We start from the raw sequence: 21,415 nt of genomic DNA, 5'->3' as shown, positions 1-21,415 counted from the left end.
CGGAAAACAGACTTAAGAAGTTCGACAGAGGAACTCCCGTCTGGTAACGGAGACGAATCCGTTGTCCTTTACTAACAGAACTTACCTTTCTCTTTTCAAGGACACTGCTCCAAGGTGATTTTCAAAACAGGCTGGCGATCATCCTTTCAGCACAAGGGACGACTCTCTGCAACGCTGCTCTCTGCTTCTACTCTTCCTTATCTACGCAACTACTAACGAACTATTCAAATTAGTTACAAATTATAAATGTACTCGTCCTAGTTGTCAAACGTTATGTTATCAAAGTTAAGGCGTTTCCCAGATGTACCGGCAACCACAATCTTGAAACGCACGTTGCCAGCTTCGTTAACCGTAAAGCTCTGCTCCTGTAGCGTGCCCGTGCTGCTCTGCAAGCCGCTCACATCCTGCCACGTCTGTCCTGCGTTCACCGACTTTTGCAGCTTCCACGTAGCACCTGTATCAGTCCCGTAGTTGGCATGGGAAATCGTGACGGTGGTTACGTTGCTCACATCAAAATTCATCGTGATCGAGCCTGCTGCTCGCGCCCGTACTGATTGATTCCCCAGCTTTTTATCGGCTGATGTATCTCCTAACAGAGCATTATTCAAGTTCCATGATCCGCTTGACAGGGTAACGTCCCCTGCCGCATAGGCTGCTTTTGTTCCTGTTTCAAAATCTTCAGATGCCTGACCAGTCCCTGGATTCGGTGTCGAGCTGGAGTAACCATATGAACCTGGCTTAAAGGTCGAAGAATCCCACCACTTGTAGCCAGCAGCAGGTGCCGCCCAAGGCTCTGGTACAGGCTCTGTGGACGTCTGTGGATCTTCCATCGCCAACAGCTGTGTGACAGGACTTGGCGTGAAGCCGCTCAGCTGATCAAAGCTGGTATATGACTCCTGCTCTGCCAACCAATTGATCAGATTGACGAGGAGCTGGGCATCATCCTGCTCTTTGAAGCCGTCATATGTCTTTTTCGTGGCGCCATTTTCTTCACGCTTGTATTTTGGTGTAGCATCCTCAACCGGAGAGGAATCCCCGATGAAGGCTGCTTTTCCGCTCCCTGCTTTGGAAATCGCTACATAAGGTCCTTCGTTTATGCCACCACCATTGTATACGCCTTGGTCTACAGCGCTTGCCCACTTTACATTCGTGGTTGGCAAATATACGATTCCTTTTGCTTTATTTGGATCAAGGATAGCCAGGGTCGAACCAGCGTGCATCGCTATTGTGCTCACTCCACTTGTAATCCCAAACGATTCACTCGAAGGTACCACGTTATTTGCCGTAATATCTCCAAGCGCATTGTAGCGGAAACGAATGCCAAAGTTGGTTCCCAGCCAATCGGAGCTGTCCACATTTTGCATGGCAGTTGAGTTGCGCTCCTCCGTTCCCATACCTTTCGCCGGATTATCCCACGCCCCACGGCGATATCCGTTAAAAACTTCGTTGGCATCCCAACGGTTTTTGTTACGATCTGCATTATAATGATCCCCGATGAAGAAAATGCTGCCGCCATTTTCAACGTAGTCCAGCATCGCTTGCTGCTCAGAGGTTTTATAAGGGATATTTGCTTCTCCAATGACAAATACTGTGTAATCCTCCAAATCGCTCAGTGTGATCGGAGTCGTTTTGCGCAGCTCGGTAACGTAATACCCTTCATCGGCCAACGCATCGCCAAAATCGGAAAATCCTCCGTCAATAACCCAATCAGCTGCTCCTGATGTCTGTCCATGTGTGTTGTCAAAAAGGATTTTTTTGCTGTTGTTATTATTGACGACTTTCGGTGTCAAAACAGGCGCTGGATCGAGTGGTCCCTCTGCCTTTACGACAGTAGCATTCGTTAGCGGTAACGTAAAGATTCCTGTGAAGAGCGCGAGGGAGAGAAGGAAGAATGATAGCCGGTGCTTTTTTTGCTTGCTCAAATAGTCCAACTCCTTTTTGATAGAATAGGGAAATCCTCTTTACATTACCATATTCATCCTAAAAACTTGTCCCGTTAACACTCTTTTTACAAAAAATGGTTCTTACGACATAAAAGCATGAAAATCCTCCATACCCTTTGCCTTATTGTGGTCAGTCGGGCTGTTGTGGTGGGAAGAAAAAGGAGAGCTATGCGCTTTTTTTGGCAAAAAAAATGAGGCCCATCAGCGGACCTCATCCTCATTGCTTTGCTATTATACTGCTTCGTAGATTTCTTCATAGCGCTTGCCGATTTCTTCGTCGGTCAAGCCAGCTTCACGCAGACGGCCAATCAGAGCATTTGCCCAGATTTCAGTACGCTGTGCCATCTTTGCGTATTTTTTGGATTCCTTTTCTTTGCGCTTCGCACGGTCTTCCCCGTTGGATTTGAGGTTATCGAGGATAAACAGCATTTTCATGGTGTCCTCTTCGTTCAAACCTGTCCAGTTGTCGTTCAGGAACGCAACCACGTTTTTATAGTAACCATCAAATTCAGCGAAGGAAATCTCGGAATCCATGTTGAGATATTCTTTCATTTTGTCAAATAGCTCTTGCATCTAGCGTCACAACTCCCTCGTTATTCTCCGCACTATTATAACAAAAACAGCTCAGCGGAGGAAGTTGCCATTATCTGTGAAGCAGGACGGCTAGAATTACTTTTGTAGGCTTAGATCAATGGGAACCTCCCAGTTGACGTTACTCTGTATCTTTGAACAAGTTTTTCTTTAAATGACTCTCATATCCTCTCGTGCTCCTCTTGGGTCTGCAGGGGAAATCCATGTATAATAGAAACCATCATGAAGTAAGGAGAGCCACGCCCCATGAAGTCATCAGCCAAGCAGCAAAAAGACTTCCGTCCCCGAGATGGAAAGCAACCAGAGACGAAGCTCACTGTCGGTCAGCAAATGACCCTAACAATAAAAAGCCTAGGAATCAACGGCGAAGGAATCGGCTATTTTAAACGGAAGATTGTGTTCGTAGATAAAGCACTTCCCGGCGAAGTGATTCATGCACAGGTTACGGAAGTAAAAGAAAAGTACGCCACTGCCCGATTATTGAAGGTCGTGGAAAAATCGCCAGCACGCACCAAAGCTCCTTGTCCAGTGTACGAAGAATGCGGCGGCTGCAGTCTTCAGCATATGGACTACAAGGCGCAGCTTGCCTCGAAGCAAGAGCTGGTACTCGAATCCTTGCGCAAATACGCCCGTTTGGAAACCCCTCCAGTAGCACCTACCATTGGGATGGACAACCCTTGGGGATATCGCAACAAGGCTCAGTTTCAGGTTGGCAAACGGGATGGCAAGCTCGTCGCCGGACTGTATCAGACAGGTACGCATCAGCTTGTCGATTTGGAAACCTGTCAGGTGCAGCATGAAGCAACGACAGCCATCGTTCGCACGGCCAAACAGGTTATTCAGGAGCTAGGTATTCCTGTATACGAAGAGCGCAAGCGAACTGGAGTCATTCGTACAGTGGTGGCCCGTGTCGCTTTTGCCACAGGTGAAACACAGCTTACCCTCGTAACCGCTACTAACGAGATACCGCGCGTCAAGGAATTGGTCATGGAGCTGCGTTCGCGACTTCCGGAGCTTGTCAGCATCGTGCAAAACGTCAATGCTCAGAAAACATCGGTCATCTTTGGCGATACTACCCGCGAATTGTGGGGAAGACCGTACATCGCAGAGAAGCTGGGCGAGCTTTCCTTTGATTTGTCTGCTCGCGCCTTTTTTCAGCTGAATCCAGAACAGACTCACAAGCTATATGATGAAGTAAAAAAAGCCGCCGGATTGACCGGCAGCGAGTTATTGCTTGATTTGTATTGCGGCACAGGAACGATCTCGCTCTGGCTCGCTCCTTTTGCCCGGGAAGTACGCGGAATTGAGTTGATTCCAGAGGCTGTAGAGGATGCTCGGAAAAACGCTGAGCGGAATCAGGCGGCAAATGCCCAGTTTCATGTGGGGCGTGCTGAGGTATTGATGCCCAAGTGGGCCAAGCAGGGCGTGAAGCCCGATGTCGTTGTTGTCGATCCACCGCGTACCGGACTTGATGATGCACTGATTCGTTCCCTGCTGGAAGTCATGCCGAAGAAAATCGTGTATGTGTCCTGTAATCCGTCTACGCTTGCCAAGGATATCGGGAAGCTGCTTGCGAAGTATGAATTGAAGCATGTTCAGCCGGTGGATATGTTTCCGCATACGGCGCATGTGGAGTGTGTTTCACTACTTAAACTTAAATGAGTATCGCAAACCCTTGTCATATCAAGGGTTTTTCACTTTTTCTAAGCTCGTAATAAAGTCGATAAAATAATCATGACCACATATTGACCACATTGAGTCTCGAATTAATCTTAATTAGCACTTGTCATAATACAAAAAGCCACTATCCAGTGGTAAACTGAATAATGACTTTCGTCCGCCAAGTATTATGTTACTAGAAATATATTACCAGAAATATATTTCTGAATCAAGGAGAATTTGATTATATGATGACTCTGAAAGAAGTAAGAATGTTAAAAGGAAAATCGCAGGAAGAGGTATCTAGGGCTGCAAATATTTCGACCAAGCAATACTACAATATTGAAAAAGGGCTTAGCACTCCTACAGTAAGAGTTGCTTTAAAGATCAGTAAATTCCTTGAAGAAAGCATCTATGAAATAGCTGAATGGAATGAGGAACTCTAAAAATAAAAGTAGCGCAATCCATTACCTTTTGTGGAATTTATTGCGCTACATCTTTATTGCCTATTGATTTTCAGTACCGATCCCTTGTGGTGGATCAAACTCCGTATCAAAGATCGTGACGGGGCGAATTCTGGCTATTTCGTCATGTCCTAGAAATGTTACCTTACCGATTCTAGTACGACGAATCCAGATACCACTCAATGCTTGCCTGGCCAAAGACATGGGTAGTCCAAAGCGCTCCATATAGAATTGCTCATTTGGTTCTGTTTCAATTCCGATTATTCTATAGCCTTGAACTGTTTCAAATACTTTTTCTTGCATTACCTTACTCCCCTTTCATTTGGGCACTTCTTTTCCCTTCGTACCGATCAAAAAAACCAAAGGCTTTTCTTACGTTCTAATACTTTTCGCCTTTTTTTCAAAGCTGTTTCTATATCATCAGGATTTAACATATGTGGATGCTTTTCAGCGTTTATCTGGTAATAATACAAGCATTGATCTCTACGTTCTTTAAGCTCTTGTACCTTGAACCTTTTTACACCGCTATGGAATCCAGTTGCTTGTAACCTTCCTGACGCTTCGTTAAACGCATGTGCAGTAACGTTAAGAGCGTGCCTTAGCTCTGCTGCTCTCATTGTCAAGATACCATTAACCGAATTATCAATCATCAAATCAGCAAGCTTTATAACTGTTTCCTGTACTTTCTGTTCATATATTGCTTTGCGATCCAGCTTCAAAAATTTCACACCCTCTCCTTCTAAAACTATTCTTGGTCAATAAGACCTTCCTTTTCAGCCTCAAGCACTATTCTGGAATTCAGTGAGTATTGAATAAATTTTTGGACAACCTCGATGTTTCTTTTTTCATCAATTGGTGTGTCCAAAGCTATTACTCTTCCGATTGTATCCAAAATAGTTAGCATAAATTTATCGAATAGTTCGTGGTCTCCATTTGCATCATGTTTTAGATCTATAGAGTTTATCAAATGCTTTATAGCAGCTAACCTAAGATCCGATCTCCAATAGTTCTCTCTTTCTCCCTGGATAATTAAAGAAAGCGTCAAACCATTCTCATTACCCGATCCTGTTATATCAAATGGTTTATTAATGTCAAAACCCATTTCAGTTATCATAGAAACAAAATTTGATTTATTTTTCATTGTTTAACCTCCTAAATTTAAGGAACACATTTATTGATTAGTCACAGCCCACGACGTCGCCTAACGCCGCCATGGGCTTGGCCCTGTATTCCCCAAGAGCAAATACAAGGAACCCTTAATCTATCCTGCTCGAATATCAGAACTTAAAGTATCAGATTTACTTCCCACACCAACATTAACCTTTATTGAGCTCTCCTTCTGCCATAATTCATACGGGGATTTCCTTCCCGTCACGTATATAGTCCAAATACTCCCATTCAGCACTATCTAAATCTAATTTTTCGAGAATATTCCATCTCTCATCATAAAAACAAATTGTCGACTCCAATAATGCTTTGTATCGTAGAAAGCACTCTTTTGCCCTACGATGTATTTCTAAATCAGTGGCAGCAGTAAAATCAAATCCTATTACAAAATCGTGGTAAGCAAAAAACATGGGTTCTAATGTTCCGCAAAAATCTAAGTCTTCAATCAGTTCAAAGAAAATTGCCTGCTCTCTTGTCATTAAATCATTTCCCCTCTGCTCTTAAAGCAATTTCAAATTTCTTTGCTGCTTCTTTCTGCATATCGCTAGTTACGTGGCTATAGACGTTCATTGTCATTGCTGCATTTGAGTGTCCTAGACGTTCTGAAACGATTTTGACATGCTCCCCGAGTTTCAAAAGAATTGTTGCGTGAGTATGCCTGGTATCATGGAAACGAATTTTTGGTACACTCGCCTTTTGTATCATTCGGCGGAAATGCCCTGTCAAACTTCTCGGATTAATCGGTTGACCAATTTCATTTGCAGCTATCAAGTCGTAATCTTCGTATGCACTTCCCATTTCTCTTTTGTGTTTCTCCTGTTTAAGACGATAGGTCTTTAATATTTCGACCACAGTATCAGGTATGGACACCAATCGGTTTGAACGGCTTGTTTTAGGCTCTAAGAAATGAAATTGCTGGTTGGAGTAATAAAGTGTTTGGCAGACGCTAATTTTCCCCTGATTGAGATCACAATCCTTCCAGCGTAGCGATAAAATTTCCCCTCTTCTTAGTCCTGTGTACAATGCTAATAGATAAACGATGTAGTAAGATTGAGTATCTTCTTTAGCTACTTCTAAAAAGCGAACTGCTTCGTTAATTGACCACGTCCTTTGTTCTTTACGCCCGATTCTAGGTGGAATAGCAAGTTCGACTACATTTTTTGTAATGTTCTGCAATCTCATTTGATACGTAAAAAAACTTTTTAGGATGGAATGTAGATATCGAATATATTCAGATGACAGTCCTTCTTTCACCAAAGCCAAATAGAACGATTGAATATGGTCTGAATGAACGTCTTTTAGTTTCAATTTTCCCAAGGCAGGAATAATTCGTTTCACAATTGCCTTTGAGTAGTTGTCATATGTTGATATACGTAAGGTTGACTGTAATATAGTGTTTAACCATGCTTCCATAGCCTCCTGTACCGTCTTTTTACTTGGTTCCAGATAATCGCCTTTAGTTAATTGCGTGATTAATTCAGCACACGCCTGTTCAGCCTCTCTCTTCGTTCTAAAACCGCCTTTTGTCTTTTGGTTCCTAGAACCATCCGTCTTCCTTCCAATATCCACTGTGAACGACCAGTAACTGCCACGCTTACGAAAGTATCCTTTCATAGTCTTCTCCCTCTAGATGTACTGCTCGTTTAACCACTTGAACAATGCTTCCCTTGTTACGCGCTTGCATCTTCCTATACGAATCAACGGAAAGCCCGACTTTTCCATAATTTCATAAGAAACTCTTTTAGAAACACCGATAATCTCAGCAATATGAGTTGCCGTTAATACCAAGGGATAATCTTCAATGTTTGTCACTTTATTTCTCATTGATTTTTCCTCCAAATCTGTATAAGCTAATCATTGAATAAGAATTTTTTTCTTCTACGTTCTTTCTCTTCTTGGAAAGACGTATTTTTTTTGTCTAAACCGATCTCAGTCCATGACTGGAACAGCTTTGTAGTCTCCTCAATAGACTCGTGGTTTCCTATAGCAGCTACTGATAGTAAAATCCCTCGTCCTTGATCCAGTAACTGCTGAAAGTTGACTTGTTTTACCATCTCTCTAGTTAAAGGTGATGCTTCATATTCCATTCCTGCTTTTTGAATAACAACCCACTTCCGTTTTATTTTCCATCGAGAAACATTGTCTCGTGACGGCTGCCTTATCGTAAACCATTCACGTGTCAGATAAGCCCACAAACCACTCTCCTTTTCCAATAAATCTTCTATAGTGTGTATCGCAAACTCTTTTAACACCTCCCTTCGTAGTTGAAACTCTACCCTCCAAACGTCTTTGTCCTCGTTCCATCCATGCTCTCGCCAGATTTGTTTAAACCAGTCCTTCCCAGATTTTTGAATCTCCATCGTTTTATTATAGATTCGTGCTAATAATGGACCCCCTATACCAACTCGGAAGCCACTGAACTTTCGCCCATTTGTGTATTCCCCACTAACAAAGCAATCTTCCTTTTTTCTCGCTCTTGTTATCACGCCCTTGGTGTCGATTTGTTTAAACGTTACCGAATCACTATCCGCGCATATATCTGCACGTGAGACTTGATTTCGATAGTAGGAATCCGTAAAACATTTGAACCATTCAGTAAAGTTTTGATAAGCACCGGCCAAGCCAAATGACCAAATGTATCCTGATAAAAAGTGTACAAAAACCGGAGAGTTCGTTTTCAATTCCTTATCAGCGAAAAAAATGATAAAGTCATCACATGACAATCTGTAAGGATAGAATCGTTTACCAGTACGATGAACGGTTAATGAGACGTTGTTCAAAATTATAGTTCTTTCTACTCCTGTCTCTTGTGCCTCTTCCTTAAAGTTTTTAAAGATGTCTAAATGCGGTCTGAGACTAGATTCATAATTTTCAATGTTTAAACCAAATTCAAGAGTGTCAAAACCTTTTAAGATCAAGCCTTTTACCACCTTTGGGTTGTAATTTGAGGGGCGCATGTTATAGGGGGTGCGCCATATGCGAGAGGCTAACGCCTCAGTCTTGACATGGAGCCTCTACGAGTGTGCAGGACAAGGCTTATCGGTCAAGCCAAATGCGGGCTTGTCCGCTAAACCAGCCTGGCACATCTCGCATCTCCATATCAAGACCGAAGCCACCATTCCGCTTCGCTCCATGCTGGTATCGGCTGCGCTCATTTCATGGCTTGCCGGGCTTCTTTTATCTTTTCTTGTATTTTTCTTTCAAGACTAATTTGAATCGCTCTTGATTTCGCTAACATTTGTAGATATTTTTCTACTTCTTCAAAACATGATAAAGAAAGTGTATACTTGCTCATTAGAACCTCCTTTTAATTGATTATTTATCACAACAAAAGTGACAAAACACTCACTAGAGCTATAGTATATTCCAGTGAGTGTTTTGTCAATAATATTGTTATGTTATTACAACGAACGAAAGGTGAACACTAATGACATATAGTGAAATGCTCGTAAAAATTATTAAGGAAAGTGGTCTGACACTAAAAGAAATATCCGAAAAATGTAAGGAACACGGAGTTAAAATTGACTCTTCTTACATCAGTAAATTACAGACTGGAAAGCAACCTCCCGCATCCGATGAAGTAAATACAGCACTAGCATTAGTATGCAATGTTGATGAAGATACATTAAATTACGAAAAATATATGGATAAAGCACCTTATTACATTGCAGCATTTATTACAAAGATGCTCGACTATTTTAAAAGAACCAGCGATCAAGCATTAAAATCTAAACTCCCTCCTGAAATGTATCAAGTTATCAGTGAAAACTTGAATCAACAACCAAATGTACTCTTTATAAAACAATTTTTAAATCAAGACTTACCTAGCTTTAATAATGATAAATTCACTTTTCAAGACGCTGAGAATAACGAGGTAGGTTTTCTAAGTGGCGTTAATTTTAATATGACAATACTAGATGACTCTATGGAACCAAAAATTCCAAAAGGCTCAACAATTCAATTTGATAGCTCTCAGTCAATTGGAAATGGAGATATAGTGGTTGTAAAAATTGAAGATGAAAAATTTATAATCAGGAGATATATAGAGGTGGGAAGCAATAAAATTCTCTTAAGTGAAAACTTAGATTACCCACCAGTGGAAATAACGAGTGACATGGAAATTTTAGGGAAGGTTGGTTACGTATTAAATAAGTTATAAACTTGTAGTGTAGTATAATAATACAAATACAACATACAACAAGATACGTAAGAGGCGCGTGGCAAAGCCCCCGCGCCCTTCTTGTGCGTTACTCCATTTCAATTCGCAAGGCATCCCTAAAATTAGCCTGCTCCGATTCACTTTCATCTCAAATCCATTCTTTACATTAGATGTGTCACAGAATGACATTGACCACATTTTTGACCACACATTAGCATCATTCTATGTGATCGCTGATAAGCGTGGATGAACTGCTGATAGAATCAACTGCACTATATAGCACTTTTATTACATATGTGCACTCAAAGTTACAACTGTCCCGAAACGGCGCATGTGGAGTCGGTCAGTTTGCTGGTGAAAAAATAGAAAACAGAAAGGTGGCTAAACCTCTTGATACTTCTGGGGTTTAACCACCTTTATTACTCATTTCATGAAGATTGTTCTTACTTGAAATAAGTCTTTGACCACATCAATACGCGAAATGCTGGATTACAGGCACTGAAAATAGCCCGCATTGGACACAAACAATCTATAAGCGAAAAGAAAAGCTATATAATCCTCTATGACAAAATAAAGGGCATGTAAATTCTCTTAAAACCCTTCTACCCGAATTTGAAAATGCTTGTTATATTCCCATCGTAGCATTTAGCGGAAGGGCCACACTTAAAGTAAACGTTAATTCTCAGGTAATTTATCTAAGTAGTCTTAACAAGACTATTAGAAAGTACAAACAACCTGTTCTTACACATTCAGACGTAATCAGCATTATCAAAAAGCTTTCTAATAACAATCTCCTGGACAAAGCAACGCGAAAAGAACATGTAATGACACTGCAAAATGAAAACCATAATCGAAATCAAAAAATACGCAATAACGTGTGTCCTTCTTGCAATGGAAAGTTGGTTGAACGAAGTGGAAAACTTGGCAGGTTCATAGGCTGTTCCAACTATCCCAAATGCAAATTCATCCTAAAAGATCGCGTAGCAAGGTGACAACTTAAACAGCTATTTGTATCAACCGAAAGGTCTGTAGAAAACATGGCAAAATGGTCAAAGAAAGACGTAAACAATCTTGTATCCTTGATTAATGCAATTCTTATCATTGGTTCGTTTAGTATAGGTTTTTACTTTAATCTGGGGATGTATTACTTTTTCGGCTCACTGTTTGGAAGTGTCCTTATATCGACAATCATCGGAAATTTCCTTGGGGACAAGACAAGAAAAGCGAAGCCACCAAATAAAAAACAAAACAACGGGAAAACTGGAAAACTTAATGAATCCGTTTCGGATGATGCACTTCTAACCTCTGATATTGATACGCTTTCCGGTACTGATTTTGAAAGATTAATGGAAAGCTATTATCGCGACAAAGGATACAAGGTCGAAAGAGTAGGCGGATCAGGAGATCATGAGGTAGATTTAATTCTTCAAGACAAGAAAGGTTATAAGATAGCTGTCCAGTGTAAACGTTGGAAGAAAAATGTAGGGAATGACATCGTCCTTCGTTTGAAGGCTGGCAAACAGGTTTACGGGTGTTATGACGCTTGGATCGTCACGACTAGCCATTTTACAAAGGCTGCTATACAAATAGCAGAACCTCTCAATATCAAGCTAATAAATGGCGCTCAAGTACATGACATGATCGACCGTTGGCGTAAGGAAAAATCAAAATAAATATAGGGTCTTGGTGTCAATATCCGGCGGGGCGCGACGGCTTTTAATGGCTATCGCGCCCATGTTGATTTTATGAAGAAATAGTCCGAAAAGCCTGTACCATTTCAGTTGTCGCTTTAAAACGCATTGATTTATCTGGATGTAGCCCTTTATTTACAAACTCTCGTAACTTCAACTCAGGTATTGAGTCTGTATTGGTTCTTCCTGTCATCACAAAATACACTATCCTTGTTAAGGCATATGTTTCATGTAGAATGCTATAAGTATCAAATCCATCAACCACAAGAGAAGGGTCATTGAAGTAACCCTTAAATTCAGTGTTAGAAGTCGTAAGTGAACTATCTGGGACTTTGACTAAACCGAAATCAGCGATTTTCACAACATGTATATCGTGATACTCTTTCAGTAAAATATTTTTAGGACTAATATCCCTATGTAACCTATCCTTTGAATGGATATATTCAAAAGCCCGCAAAATTTGATTTACAATACCCTTACGTAACCCTATTGACAAAGATGAATTATTTTTTTGAATGAAACTGTCAAGAGTATAGTCCATGTATTCCATTATATATTCGTTTTTGGCTTCATCGTACTGATAGACTTCAAGAATATAGGGTGACGAAAATTCTTTCATCTCGTAAAATTCACGTCTAAATCTTTCGAGTTCTTTTTGTGTTAATTCCTTTTTTGCCCGTTTTAATACGAAATTTTTATCATAAAACGCATCCCGATACTTGTAAACATTGGCATATGAACCATTCCCAATTTGTTTTAGTGAGAATGATCTTGTTGTTTGAGGATGGTCTATTGTTACAATGCTGTTCGGAGTAAAAAGTGGGATTGTATAATATAAATCTATTTTCTCCATATGCGGGGGGAGAGAGCTTCCGCCGCTTGAACTTAAAAAATCTCGACATTTCTTCATTAGCACAAAATAATATTCAGTTATCTCGAAAGCGAGTTTTGTGTTTTTGAGAGCAGTATACAAGCCTAATGTTATTTCGATAGTTTTTAATAGCTTCCGGCTTGGGTCTGCCCAGAAATGAGCACTAAAATCATTAGTAGGAAGTCGCTCATTCATAGTTCTAAATAAAGAAATAAAATCAAAGTGAAGTGTTGCCAATATTTCGCGTAATCTTGCATGTTCTAGACCAATATATAATTCTGAAAACTCTGCGTTTATTGTGCTGTTAGAAAGCAGTTCTCTATACTGAGCTTCAATATAGTTTTCTATGTTCACTGTATCACCCCCAATCAAAATATAACGCGAAGTCAATTATAGGGTCAATGTTTGCATGCATGTGCATTATGAAAAGACGTTGGGCCTCTTTAACCCAACATCTTTGTCTCTTCCCTTTTAGCAGCAAGCGAAAACAGATTTTCAAACTTGTCCGAGGCTTGGTCGGCAGAGCCTAGGTCGTGGAAGCTGATACAGCGAAGGCTATTTTTCTTAACGAAGTTACGAAACCACAGGTATGGGAAGCATAGCAGCTGTTGCTCGTTATGCTTCTAGATGGAAATATTTGACCACATCAATACGCGAAATGAACATTTTTTGTTTAGGAGCTAACGTAAACCAAAATATTCGTTCGAAGAAATTTTTTTAAAATGACAAACCAAAGAAAGTTTCTTGAAATCTGACGTAGTCAGGTTTCTTTTTTTGTCGCTTTTCGGAGGTTCTGGAATATTTTTGGCGAAATAAGGTAATTTGAACTATCTACTTAATTACACGATTTATAAAATAATTTACATATATTTCGCAGGAGGAAAAAATGGGTAACCAGAAATATATCTCTACAACAGCTCTCTCTAAGCTGATGGGCGTTTCCACAAGCGAACTTTTTGCGTACTTAATCGAAATTGGATGGATGGAAAGAGTTAATGACGCTTGGACACTAACAAATACCGGTAAAGACAAAGGTGGACAATTTAGATCAGATTCATTACGAGGAACTTGGGTGGTTTGGCCTGACACTATAATTTACGAGCTTGAGTCTATGAAAGGAACTAATGCTAATGCTACAGACACAAAATATTTAAATGCTACTTTATTGAGCCAAATCCTTAAGGTATCAAAGTTGCGAATTAATCCAATTCTCTCAGAACTTGGCTGGTTAGAGAAGGATAGAAAAGGATGGGTATTAACTAAATTAGGTGAAAGTATTGGTGGAAAACAATTAGAGTATGAAAAAACCGGCATTCCTTATGTAACTTGGCCGGAAAGCATTTTAAGCAATAAAAGCCTAAACGAGACCTTTAAGCAAATACATGGAGAATTTTTTGAAGAGAAGGCAGAATCGATCGATGAAATCGATACAAGTTTTCGGGATAAATTTCAGGCAAAACATAGATCTGCTGATGGACACTTCGTTAGGTCAAAGGCAGAAATGTTAATTGATAATTGGCTCTATATGTCAGAAATAGTCCATGCATATGAGCGAAAACTCCCCATTGAAGAAGATGTATATTGTGATTTCTATCTTCCTGTTGGAAAAGTCTACATTGAGTATTGGGGGCTTGAAAATGATGCAAAGTATATTGAAAGAAAAAAAACGAAACTAGAAATATACCGAAAGTATGGATTTAATCTAATTGAGTTAACGGATATAGACATTCAAAACTTAGATGATGTATTTCCTAAGAAGTTACTGAAATTTGGAATTCAAGCTTATTAGATACAAAGAGTTTTTTTGGAGGAGACAAAGGGGACAGTTATTTTCAGATAAAATTTTCGCTCAACGCATAACCATTTCATCACGTGGTGTGTCTTGAGCGAAGCGAAAGGAATGGATATAAACATGAAAGAACCATCTGAACAGCTCATTGAAATGCTTGGTCATCCGTATAATCCCAGGAATGTTCAAGCTTTGCTGCAATCATTCGGTGTCAAGCGAATGCCAACTCCGAATAGCTATTTCAACGACGATATCATTTGGTCTGTGAAATCATCGATACGCATCGATATTTATCGCGCACCAAAAATAAATGATATAACTGGTCTTACATATACAAATCAAGATGAATGGATCATTGGAGCCATACATTTTCTTGCGCCCGGGTCGGATGATAGAATTAAAGCTCCGTTTCCAGGATACCTTCCCAAGGGAATCACGATGAGCTCAACACCAGATGAGTCTATAAAGGCATATGGTCAACCTGAACTGGATGAAGAATGTGACTGGCCTGCATTTTCCGGTCGAATTTTGGCATGGCGCAAGCCGGGTATAAATATCGCAATTGAATATGCGAACAGTGAGATTGATAGCGTGATGAGAAGCTACACGGCCTGTTTAATCGGCTGTATAGGCGCCTGGCGAGACGATAATCCGGAAGTCTTTGCTCCCTGACTGCAGGTCGACACTTTCTGATTGGATAGACGTGAAATCATTACTTCGGGCCCATTAAAATGTTGTGTTAACAATGTCTACTCGTCATATGTGGAAGTAGTTACGCTGTTGACGTTAAAATAGTTGAAAAAGAAAAGGCTAAAATCCCTTGATGTAACGGGAGTTTAGCCTTTTTCATTTAATTGTAAATACTGGTTTTGCCATAGAAATCACCATGGAAATATTCACCATATTTTCATTTGTTTCGACGATTTCACCGTGCTTTAATTTAAGTAAAATAATATGGAAGAGGTGAGCAATTTTGTCATCGATCTTACTCGTTATTTTTTCTATTAATTTTGCTCTTTTCTGTTTGCACGAAATGGATGCTATAAGAGCGAAAGAATGGAAACTGTTTGTCATTCTCAAAGATATGGATGATGACCGCGCCTTTAAAACATTTACGATCCTCCATCTTCCTCTGTACGCGATCTTGCTATTTTCATTTATAAGCCACCAAATGATAGCCTTCATTATTATCGATGTGTTTTTCATTATTCACTCCATACTCCATTTTTTCTTTGAGAAGCATCCGAATAACAATTTTACGAATATGTACTCCAGATTAATCATCTATCCAATGGGTATTTTGGGAGTCTTGCATCTTACGTTAAGCATATTTTCACAGTGAAATGAAAAAAGGGGACTGTTCCCTCTCTTCTATTTAGCAGGCTCCCTTCCACCCCACAAATTCCCAATTTCACAAGAAAGCAGGTAAAAAGCCCCTGCCCTTTTCAGTACAGCAACCTATAATTAAAATAGGGCACCGATGACTATACAGCGGTTGATTTTGCAAAAGTATTGGCTGCCGGCTTGCCGACGATCTACCATGTAGAGGATTCGCTGGAAAACTATCATCGGATCGAGCCAATTATTACAGAGCGTTATCAGGGCTGGAAAAATCGCCAAGCACATGGCTTTATTTGCCCAAGGAGGATGGCAATGAATATTACCGCGGATTTTATTGACGAGCGTTTTAAAGCATACATTTTGGAAACCTATTGCGAAAATCGGGACTGGATTGAGAAGCGCGATGTAGAGCGAATTGTCTCATTGTCTCTGGCAACCCACAGCTATTCAAGTCTGCGGGGAATTGAGCATTTTACCTCTCTTGAAGAGCTGGATTGCTCGTACAACGAATTGACCTCTCTGGATATCCGTCACAATCTACAATTGAGAGAGCTGAACTGTAACCAAAACGAAATTCATTCCTTGGATTTGACGAGCAATGTCAAGCTGGAAACACTGGATTGCGGTTTTAACCGGATTCGGCATCTGGATGTCAGTCAAAACATCATGCTCACCAAGCTAGTCTGTTATTGGAACATTCTCTCAGAATTGCAGCTCGCTCAAAATACGAATCTCAAAGAACTGAACTGCAGCTACAACTCCTTGTTTGAATTGAAACTGGATCAACACACACAGCTTACACACCTTGATTGCGGCAACAATTATTTGATCAGCTTGAACACGAAGCGCTGCTTTGATTTGGTGGAAATCCGCTGCAATCACAATCATCTTACCAGCCTGGACGTGACTGCCAATACGGCATTGCGAAGCTTGCGCTGCTTCAATAATCACATCACACATTTGGACCTCAGCCAAAATGCCCGCTTAGAAGAGCTCTATTGCTCGGAAAACAAAATCTCAAAGCTGGATACGAGTCGTAATCCACAGCTCACGAAAATGAATTACACCAATAATCTCATCGTCGAGCCAGACTATATGGTCAACGGGATCAGCACTTTTCGATACGATGTCTCGATTTCTACTTATAGCTCCATGCTTCTCTATAAGGGGAAAGAGGTTCATGTTACAACAGATGCCTCCACAAAAGCGGATATGGAACGGCTGTCACCGATTATCCAGAAAGTCTGGGAGCAATTTGACGAGCTGAGTGATCAAGCGCTGGACCTGATTGCCAATATGCACCCTGACGAGGATGTGAACGAGTTAGTTATGTCCGAGCTTGCTTTTGATAAGGACAGCACATTTCAAATAGGCTTCGATGCTGGAGATACACCAGCTGGGCAGCTAATCATTTACGTTGCTTTTTCGCAGAATCTTGAAATAAACAGCGAACTTGCATATGAAACGTATTAAAGACAGGCGGGAAAAGAGTTATCATGAGCATTTTTCACTTGGAGTACTGGACAACCATGGATACCGCTAGTCAAACAGAAGCGTTGAAGTCATTAGAGGGATCTAACGGTCATGCTTTTTCGTTCAAAACAATCGAAACCTTTCCTTCGGTTAGCGGAAATTTCACTACCGGGCTGTTTGAACTGGATGGGAAAGAATACATTTTTATTCCAGGCAGCAAAGTCACTTTAGGTTGGAGCGAGGCAGACATGCGCGATGAAATCATCTTGTCTGCTATCGAAAAAGAGCTTGAAATAGCAGGCATTTCCCAAAGCGCTACTGACTACTTGCAAAGCGTCTTTTCACCGCGAAGAGATGCTGTGATCGCTCCGATGCTGGTAGAAAGAAATGTGCAACCGATTGTCTCAAAGCCTGGGCATTTGGCTAACTACTACGCTATCTCACAAGACATTGATCTGCACGGCTTCTCATTGCCGACAGAGGATGAATGGGAGTATCTGTGTGGAGGCGGAACTCAGCGGATTTTTAGTGAGCATATAAATGAAGACTTGATCGTAAACATTTGTCGTGAAAAACGGTATTACTCCGACCTCGAAAAGCCGAATCGTTTTGGACTGTACATGGCTTACGAGCCTTATCTGTTTGAGCTGGTGAACTCCCCTGTCATTTCCAAAGGCGGCGACGGTGGAACTGCTGCACATGGAGGCTATCATATCCTTGGAGTCCTGCCCATTTCCCCGCATTACCGGGACGAGGTCATTCAAGAGCTGATGAGTAGCGACGGAGATTTTGATTGTGATGTCAGTGCAAGACGCATTGTGCGGTTAGAGACTCGATAGCAAAAAGAGGGGAACTGCTCCCCTCTTTTTGCGTTCTTCCTCACTATAAGCTTTCATTCTTAATAATTGCACGGTAAACAAACTTCGGTATGGCAGTTTGTCGGCGCCAGCGTGATTTCTGTCCCTTGGCAACAGGAACCGTAATCAGCCGATGAAGCCATTCCAGATTCAGTTTTTTCCACATCTCTGGCGTAGCCTTTACTTTACCTGCGAGGACGTCCAGGCTTCCTCCTACACCAAAAACAACCTTGACCCCATTTAACAGATGTTTATGCTTATAAATCCACTTGTCAGAGTAGGGAGCTCCCATCGCCACGATCAGCACATCTGGCTTGGTTTCCTGGATCGTTTGAAGTAGATTACTCTCTTCTTTTTCATTGAAAAAACCGTTATGACGACCCGCAATCACAACATTCGGATACTGCTTGCTAACCTCCTCGGCTGCTTTTTGGTTCGTGTCTTCATCTGTCCCCAGAAAAAAGAAGCTCCACCCACGCTCATTGCCTTCTTCCAAGAGGCGAAGCAGCAAATCATAGCCAGTCACTCTTTCCGTAATCGGCTCGCCTTTTCGTCTGGAAGCCATCACAATCCCGATCCCGTCCGGAGTAATCAAGTCTGCCTCTTTGACAATCGTTTGCAGCAGCTGGTCCGTTTGATACGTAATGGTAATCTCGGGGTTCACCGTGATGAGATGAAACAGCTTGGACGATTCTTGTTGAATATGCTCTGTCAGTTGCTGTGTGGTTTCATGGAGGGTTAGCTTGGAAAAAGGTACTCCTAAAATCGTTACTGAGCCTTCCATATGATCACCTTTCATCGATGCGAATTAGAAGAATTTTAACACATTCGCCGAATGTAAGTCTTACCCAAAACAATTTGTTATGATAGAGAAGGTAAAAGAATTGGTAATATTCGGGAGGATCACTCGCATGCTGCTTGAGGATCGCATCACTGATTGGATCGAAGCTTACGATCGCAATGGTTATCTGAACGGGTCTCTATTGATCGCAGCAAACAATGAGATAATCGTTAATCGCGGCTTCGGTTTGGCAAATTGGGAGCATCATGTCCCCAATACATTGACAACCAAATTCCGCATCGGCTCCTTGACAAAAGCGTTCACTGCGGTTGCCATTTTGCAATTGCATGAAAAACAAAAATTGAAGCTTCTCGACTCCATCGATAAGTATCTGCCTGCGTTTCCAAACGGTGAGCGAATCACTCTTTATCATTGCTTGACGAATACATCAGGGCTTCCAAACTACACTAGTTTTCCTGACTTTTGGTCGCACACCATGAGGCTGCCTTCCTCTTTGCATCAACTGATCTCTTCCTTGAAAGAACATCCTCTGCATTTTGAACCGGGAAGCAGATTTGACTACTCAAACTCCGGCTATGCCATTCTAACGGCGATTATCGAAGCGGTATCAGGCATGTCCTATGCAGATTACATTCAGGAAAACATTTGTCATCCACTCGGAATGAATCATACGGGTTGCGATGATGGCCAAAAAATCATCCCGAATCTGGCTTCCGGGTACTCCTTTTGGGAAGAACCGATTCATTCTGCGTATGCAGACATGTCTTTTCCTTTAGGAGCATATGGCTTGTATTCGACAACGGAGGATCTGTTTATTTGGGACAAGGCCTTGCGCTCACCACAGCTGCTCCCTAGGGAGCTGTTGGAGCAATTGTTCACCCCTTATCTTGGTTCCTATGCATGTGGTTGGCTGGTATCTACGATTACTGGGAAAAAATGCACGCATCATTTTGGCGATATTAGTGGCTATTGTAGCGATTTTCTCCGTTTTGTGGATGATCAGGCTACAGTTATTTTTCTAAGTAATATGAATGTCACCCCTGTATCTCATCTAAGCCGAGAGATAGCCAACATCATTTTTCAGGAAAATGTGAGCTTACCACTTCCTGCGCGTCCTATCGATTTTTCCGAGCAAGCTGCCTTGACGGGTTCCTATTTTATTGAAAAGGAGCCGCGGACAATACTGGACATTTCTGTAAAAAGCAACGCGCTCTATTTGACTACTCCCAAAATGTACGGTGTATTATATAAGTTCAAGCTCGTCCCCATTCATCATGATTCTTTGCGCACGATTTTGGTTACCGAAATGATCAATGAACAGCTTGTTTTTTCTTATTCAAAAGCAGGTGAGCTAGCAGGTCTTGTATATACAGACTGCTATGGCAAAGAGCATCAGCTTCACAAGACAGATCAGCTACCAAGACACGAAAAAGATAGGTGATAACAAATGACTACGACAACTACCCTCCCTCGACTGGGAGTCGGGGCAGTAATCCTGAATGAACAAAATGAGATTTTGCTCGTATGGCGCAATCGAAATCCCGAAAAAGACACCTGGTGTATTCCAGGCGGCAAGGTTGATCCTTATGAAAAACTGGAGGATTGCGTGATTCGCGAAATAAAAGAAGAAGTAGATCTTGAGGTAGAAATTAAAGAGCTACTCTGTACATCGGAAACGATACGTCCTGAAAATAACGAGCATTGGGTGTCTGCGATCTATGCCGTTACAGTGAAAAGCGGAGAAGCTCGCAATATGGAGCCTGAAGGAGCCATCGGGGATTTGAAATGGTTCCCCCTCAATCATTTGCCTGAGAATCTGGCATGCTTTATGTTGCCAGCTATCGATAGTTTGAAAAAGAAAGGCATGTAGTAGACAAGCAGCGTTTCGGCTACAGGAACCAAAGCCGCTGTTCCTCCAGATAGATATGTCGGTAACCGCCATTTGCCTAAAGGTCGGCTTTCAAAGTGCCAACTCATTCCCAAGCCCAAAAGGAGGATACAAGAAAATGGAACTGACCCCACTGATTGAGGAGTTGTTTCAAGCAGCACAATCGGGTGATACGGAGCGCTTATCTGCAATATTGGAAGCTCATCCTGACCTGGCCAATATCGAAAACAGCGATGGACTAACTCTTCTAGGCTATGCAGCGCATTTTGGAAACAAGGATGCTGTGCAGCTGTTGCTTGATCATGGCGCTGACATAAATGCCGTTTCCCATTCCAAAATCTCTTTTATCCCATCCAATACCGCCCTGCATGCAGCTATCGCCGGAGAGCGTGACCCCGACGTCATTCAACTGCTTTTGAGCCGCAATGCCAAGACGACGATATTCGATAGTAACGGTCATACGTGTTTGCATTCAGCTGCCTTTCACGACGACAATGTCGAGCTGATTCATCTATTGCTCGCACACGGGGCAGACGTGAATGCTTGTGTAGTGGAAAGCGAAACCGCCTTATCTCTCGCCAGCAAGAAAGGAAACCATGCTGTCGCCGAGCTTCTGCGTCAAAACGGCGCAAAAGACTGATGAATGCACATAAAAGGCTTCGAACACCTCAAAGGTACGAAGCCTTTCTCTTTTTTAGTCTACTGTTCACGATCTCGATG

General features: G+C 41.6%; 25 protein-coding genes and 1 other annotated feature (1 of these 26 cut by a window edge). Of the genes, 14 read left to right on the top strand and 11 right to left on the bottom strand.

Annotated elements, in window-relative coordinates; translation table 11 throughout:
• Nucleotides 1-213: a binding site (T-box leader), on the bottom strand; it reaches 49 nt to the left of the window's first position.
• A gap of 44 nt (nucleotides 214-257) precedes the next feature.
• Together ADS79_RS02800 and ADS79_RS02795 are read right to left on the bottom strand one after the other, a co-directional pair.
• The gene (locus ADS79_RS02800) at nucleotides 258-1,931 is read right to left on the bottom strand and encodes an Ig domain protein group 2 domain protein (RefSeq protein ID WP_409362409.1); all 1,674 of its coding nucleotides are present in this window, start codon (nucleotides 1,929-1,931) and stop codon (nucleotides 258-260) included.
• Nucleotides 1,932-2,174: 243 nt separating this feature from the next.
• On the bottom strand, nucleotides 2,175-2,516 hold the full coding sequence (locus tag ADS79_RS02795; protein ID WP_049736879.1) for a hypothetical protein: 342 nt from the start codon (nucleotides 2,514-2,516) through the stop codon (nucleotides 2,175-2,177).
• Nucleotides 2,517-2,780: 264 nt separating this feature from the next.
• Between ADS79_RS02795 and rlmD the strand changes: the two genes are divergently transcribed.
• Together rlmD and ADS79_RS02785 are read left to right on the top strand one after the other, a co-directional pair.
• Nucleotides 2,781-4,196, top strand: coding sequence for a 23S rRNA (uracil(1939)-C(5))-methyltransferase RlmD (rlmD, locus tag ADS79_RS02790; RefSeq protein ID WP_049736878.1), 1,416 nt, complete (start codon nucleotides 2,781-2,783; stop codon nucleotides 4,194-4,196).
• Nucleotides 4,197-4,441: 245 nt separating this feature from the next.
• On the top strand, nucleotides 4,442-4,639 hold the full coding sequence (locus ADS79_RS02785) for a helix-turn-helix transcriptional regulator (protein ID WP_049736877.1): 198 nt from the start codon (nucleotides 4,442-4,444) through the stop codon (nucleotides 4,637-4,639).
• 60 nt (nucleotides 4,640-4,699) lie between these two features.
• On the opposite strand, the gene ADS79_RS02780 is transcribed toward ADS79_RS02785, so the two are convergent.
• The 7 genes from ADS79_RS02780 to ADS79_RS02750 all read right to left on the bottom strand — a co-directional run bounded on the left by ADS79_RS02780 (nucleotide 4,700) and on the right by ADS79_RS02750 (nucleotide 8,742).
• Nucleotides 4,700-4,960, bottom strand: coding sequence for a hypothetical protein (locus ADS79_RS02780; protein WP_049736876.1), 261 nt, complete (start codon nucleotides 4,958-4,960; stop codon nucleotides 4,700-4,702).
• A 47-nt stretch (nucleotides 4,961-5,007) separates the two neighbouring features.
• On the bottom strand, nucleotides 5,008-5,385 hold the full coding sequence (locus tag ADS79_RS02775) for a hypothetical protein (protein WP_049736875.1): 378 nt from the start codon (nucleotides 5,383-5,385) through the stop codon (nucleotides 5,008-5,010).
• Between the two features lie 17 nt (nucleotides 5,386-5,402).
• Nucleotides 5,403-5,798, bottom strand: a complete 396-nt coding sequence (locus ADS79_RS02770) for a hypothetical protein (protein ID WP_049736874.1) — start codon at nucleotides 5,796-5,798, stop codon at nucleotides 5,403-5,405.
• A gap of 208 nt (nucleotides 5,799-6,006) precedes the next feature.
• Nucleotides 6,007-6,303: a hypothetical protein gene (locus ADS79_RS02765; protein WP_049736873.1), complete on the bottom strand. Its 297-nt coding sequence runs from the start codon at nucleotides 6,301-6,303 to the stop codon at nucleotides 6,007-6,009.
• 4 nt (nucleotides 6,304-6,307) lie between these two features.
• Nucleotides 6,308-7,438, bottom strand: a complete 1,131-nt coding sequence (locus ADS79_RS02760; protein ID WP_049736872.1) for a site-specific integrase — start codon at nucleotides 7,436-7,438, stop codon at nucleotides 6,308-6,310.
• Nucleotides 7,439-7,450: 12 nt separating this feature from the next.
• Complete coding sequence (locus ADS79_RS02755; RefSeq protein ID WP_049736871.1) at nucleotides 7,451-7,648, bottom strand: helix-turn-helix domain-containing protein; 198 nt, start codon at nucleotides 7,646-7,648, stop codon at nucleotides 7,451-7,453.
• A gap of 26 nt (nucleotides 7,649-7,674) precedes the next feature.
• Nucleotides 7,675-8,742 (bottom strand): replication initiation factor, encoded by a 1,068-nt coding sequence (locus ADS79_RS02750; RefSeq protein WP_049736870.1) that lies wholly within the window; start codon nucleotides 8,740-8,742, stop codon nucleotides 7,675-7,677.
• Between the two features lie 58 nt (nucleotides 8,743-8,800).
• Between ADS79_RS02750 and ADS79_RS02745 the strand changes: the two genes are divergently transcribed.
• From ADS79_RS02745 to ADS79_RS02735, 4 genes are all read left to right on the top strand, one after another.
• Nucleotides 8,801-9,034 carry a hypothetical protein gene (locus ADS79_RS02745; protein ID WP_049736869.1) on the top strand — a complete coding sequence of 78 codons (234 nt, stop codon included), beginning with the start codon at nucleotides 8,801-8,803 and terminating at the stop codon, nucleotides 9,032-9,034.
• Between the two features lie 217 nt (nucleotides 9,035-9,251).
• Entirely contained in the window at nucleotides 9,252-9,983 is a 732-nt protein-coding gene (locus ADS79_RS02740; RefSeq protein ID WP_049736868.1) for a S24 family peptidase, read from the top strand.
• A gap of 824 nt (nucleotides 9,984-10,807) precedes the next feature.
• On the top strand, nucleotides 10,808-10,975 hold the full coding sequence (locus ADS79_RS36375; protein WP_084765573.1) for a topoisomerase DNA-binding C4 zinc finger domain-containing protein: 168 nt from the start codon (nucleotides 10,808-10,810) through the stop codon (nucleotides 10,973-10,975).
• A 45-nt stretch (nucleotides 10,976-11,020) separates the two neighbouring features.
• Nucleotides 11,021-11,656: a restriction endonuclease gene (locus ADS79_RS02735; RefSeq protein ID WP_049736867.1), complete on the top strand. Its 636-nt coding sequence runs from the start codon at nucleotides 11,021-11,023 to the stop codon at nucleotides 11,654-11,656.
• Between the two features lie 70 nt (nucleotides 11,657-11,726).
• Here ADS79_RS02735 and ADS79_RS02730 read toward each other — a convergent pair whose 3' ends face one another.
• Entirely contained in the window at nucleotides 11,727-12,899 is a 1,173-nt protein-coding gene (locus tag ADS79_RS02730) for a protein kinase family protein (RefSeq protein ID WP_049736866.1), read from the bottom strand.
• A gap of 532 nt (nucleotides 12,900-13,431) precedes the next feature.
• On the opposite strand from ADS79_RS02730, the gene ADS79_RS02725 reads away from it, so the two are divergent.
• From ADS79_RS02725 to ADS79_RS02705, 5 genes are all read left to right on the top strand, one after another.
• Nucleotides 13,432-14,334, top strand: a complete 903-nt coding sequence (locus ADS79_RS02725; protein ID WP_049736865.1) for a hypothetical protein — start codon at nucleotides 13,432-13,434, stop codon at nucleotides 14,332-14,334.
• 93 nt (nucleotides 14,335-14,427) lie between these two features.
• On the top strand, nucleotides 14,428-15,006 hold the full coding sequence (locus tag ADS79_RS02720; protein WP_236699862.1) for a hypothetical protein: 579 nt from the start codon (nucleotides 14,428-14,430) through the stop codon (nucleotides 15,004-15,006).
• A gap of 301 nt (nucleotides 15,007-15,307) precedes the next feature.
• Nucleotides 15,308-15,676, top strand: coding sequence for a DUF6713 family protein (locus tag ADS79_RS36520; protein ID WP_141260876.1), 369 nt, complete (start codon nucleotides 15,308-15,310; stop codon nucleotides 15,674-15,676).
• A gap of 311 nt (nucleotides 15,677-15,987) precedes the next feature.
• On the top strand, nucleotides 15,988-17,148 hold the full coding sequence (locus ADS79_RS02710) for a leucine-rich repeat domain-containing protein (protein ID WP_049736864.1): 1,161 nt from the start codon (nucleotides 15,988-15,990) through the stop codon (nucleotides 17,146-17,148).
• Between the two features lie 23 nt (nucleotides 17,149-17,171).
• The gene (locus ADS79_RS02705; protein ID WP_049736863.1) at nucleotides 17,172-17,987 is read left to right on the top strand and encodes a hypothetical protein; all 816 of its coding nucleotides are present in this window, start codon (nucleotides 17,172-17,174) and stop codon (nucleotides 17,985-17,987) included.
• Nucleotides 17,988-18,030: 43 nt separating this feature from the next.
• On the opposite strand, the gene ADS79_RS02700 is transcribed toward ADS79_RS02705, so the two are convergent.
• A complete protein-coding gene (locus ADS79_RS02700) occupies nucleotides 18,031-18,789 on the bottom strand; it encodes a WecB/TagA/CpsF family glycosyltransferase (RefSeq protein WP_049736862.1) in 759 nt (252 codons plus the stop codon).
• A gap of 127 nt (nucleotides 18,790-18,916) precedes the next feature.
• Here ADS79_RS02700 and ADS79_RS02695 point away from each other — a divergent pair, with 127 nt between their 5' ends.
• The 3 genes from ADS79_RS02695 to ADS79_RS02685 all read left to right on the top strand — a co-directional run bounded on the left by ADS79_RS02695 (nucleotide 18,917) and on the right by ADS79_RS02685 (nucleotide 21,335).
• Nucleotides 18,917-20,248, top strand: a complete 1,332-nt coding sequence (locus tag ADS79_RS02695) for a serine hydrolase domain-containing protein (protein WP_236699861.1) — start codon at nucleotides 18,917-18,919, stop codon at nucleotides 20,246-20,248.
• A gap of 6 nt (nucleotides 20,249-20,254) precedes the next feature.
• Nucleotides 20,255-20,677, top strand: coding sequence for an NUDIX domain-containing protein (locus ADS79_RS02690; RefSeq protein WP_049736861.1), 423 nt, complete (start codon nucleotides 20,255-20,257; stop codon nucleotides 20,675-20,677).
• 136 nt (nucleotides 20,678-20,813) lie between these two features.
• A complete protein-coding gene (locus ADS79_RS02685) occupies nucleotides 20,814-21,335 on the top strand; it encodes an ankyrin repeat domain-containing protein (RefSeq protein ID WP_049736860.1) in 522 nt (173 codons plus the stop codon).
• The last annotated feature ends 80 nt before the right edge of the window (nucleotides 21,336-21,415 follow it).

The sequence above is a fragment of the Brevibacillus reuszeri genome (assembly GCF_001187725.1).
Taxonomy (GTDB): Bacteria; Bacillota; Bacilli; order Brevibacillales; family Brevibacillaceae; genus Brevibacillus; species Brevibacillus reuszeri.
The sequence above is the reverse complement of the archived record's forward strand: the minus strand, read 5'-3'. Positions and strand labels throughout refer to the sequence as shown.

What these genes read in the sequence shown, in the direction of transcription:
- ADS79_RS02765 (WP_049736873.1), bottom strand. Translation starts at nt 6,303, where the DNA reads ATGACAAGAGAGCAGGCAATTTTCTTTGAACTGATTGAAGACTTAGAT.
- ADS79_RS02735 (WP_049736867.1), top strand. Translation starts at nt 11,021, where the DNA reads ATGGCAAAATGGTCAAAGAAAGACGTAAACAATCTTGTATCCTTGATT.
- ADS79_RS02700 (WP_049736862.1), bottom strand. Translation starts at nt 18,789, where the DNA reads ATGGAAGGCTCAGTAACGATTTTAGGAGTACCTTTTTCCAAGCTAACC.
- ADS79_RS02760 (WP_049736872.1), bottom strand. Translation starts at nt 7,438, where the DNA reads ATGAAAGGATACTTTCGTAAGCGTGGCAGTTACTGGTCGTTCACAGTG.
- ADS79_RS02685 (WP_049736860.1), top strand. Translation starts at nt 20,814, where the DNA reads ATGGAACTGACCCCACTGATTGAGGAGTTGTTTCAAGCAGCACAATCG.
- ADS79_RS02695 (WP_236699861.1), top strand. Translation starts at nt 18,917, where the DNA reads ATGCTGCTTGAGGATCGCATCACTGATTGGATCGAAGCTTACGATCGC.
- ADS79_RS02710 (WP_049736864.1), top strand. Translation starts at nt 15,988, where the DNA reads ATGAATATTACCGCGGATTTTATTGACGAGCGTTTTAAAGCATACATT.
- ADS79_RS02770 (WP_049736874.1), bottom strand. Translation starts at nt 5,798, where the DNA reads ATGAAAAATAAATCAAATTTTGTTTCTATGATAACTGAAATGGGTTTT.
- ADS79_RS02745 (WP_049736869.1), top strand. Translation starts at nt 8,801, where the DNA reads ATGCGAGAGGCTAACGCCTCAGTCTTGACATGGAGCCTCTACGAGTGT.
- ADS79_RS02690 (WP_049736861.1), top strand. Translation starts at nt 20,255, where the DNA reads ATGACTACGACAACTACCCTCCCTCGACTGGGAGTCGGGGCAGTAATC.
- ADS79_RS36375 (WP_084765573.1), top strand. Translation starts at nt 10,808, where the DNA reads ATGACACTGCAAAATGAAAACCATAATCGAAATCAAAAAATACGCAAT.
- ADS79_RS02725 (WP_049736865.1), top strand. Translation starts at nt 13,432, where the DNA reads ATGGGTAACCAGAAATATATCTCTACAACAGCTCTCTCTAAGCTGATG.
- ADS79_RS02795 (WP_049736879.1), bottom strand. Translation starts at nt 2,516, where the DNA reads ATGCAAGAGCTATTTGACAAAATGAAAGAATATCTCAACATGGATTCC.
- ADS79_RS02740 (WP_049736868.1), top strand. Translation starts at nt 9,252, where the DNA reads ATGACATATAGTGAAATGCTCGTAAAAATTATTAAGGAAAGTGGTCTG.
- ADS79_RS02755 (WP_049736871.1), bottom strand. Translation starts at nt 7,648, where the DNA reads ATGAGAAATAAAGTGACAAACATTGAAGATTATCCCTTGGTATTAACG.
- ADS79_RS02780 (WP_049736876.1), bottom strand. Translation starts at nt 4,960, where the DNA reads ATGCAAGAAAAAGTATTTGAAACAGTTCAAGGCTATAGAATAATCGGA.
- rlmD (WP_049736878.1), top strand. Translation starts at nt 2,781, where the DNA reads ATGAAGTCATCAGCCAAGCAGCAAAAAGACTTCCGTCCCCGAGATGGA.
- ADS79_RS02785 (WP_049736877.1), top strand. Translation starts at nt 4,442, where the DNA reads ATGATGACTCTGAAAGAAGTAAGAATGTTAAAAGGAAAATCGCAGGAA.
- ADS79_RS02705 (WP_049736863.1), top strand. Translation starts at nt 17,172, where the DNA reads ATGAGCATTTTTCACTTGGAGTACTGGACAACCATGGATACCGCTAGT.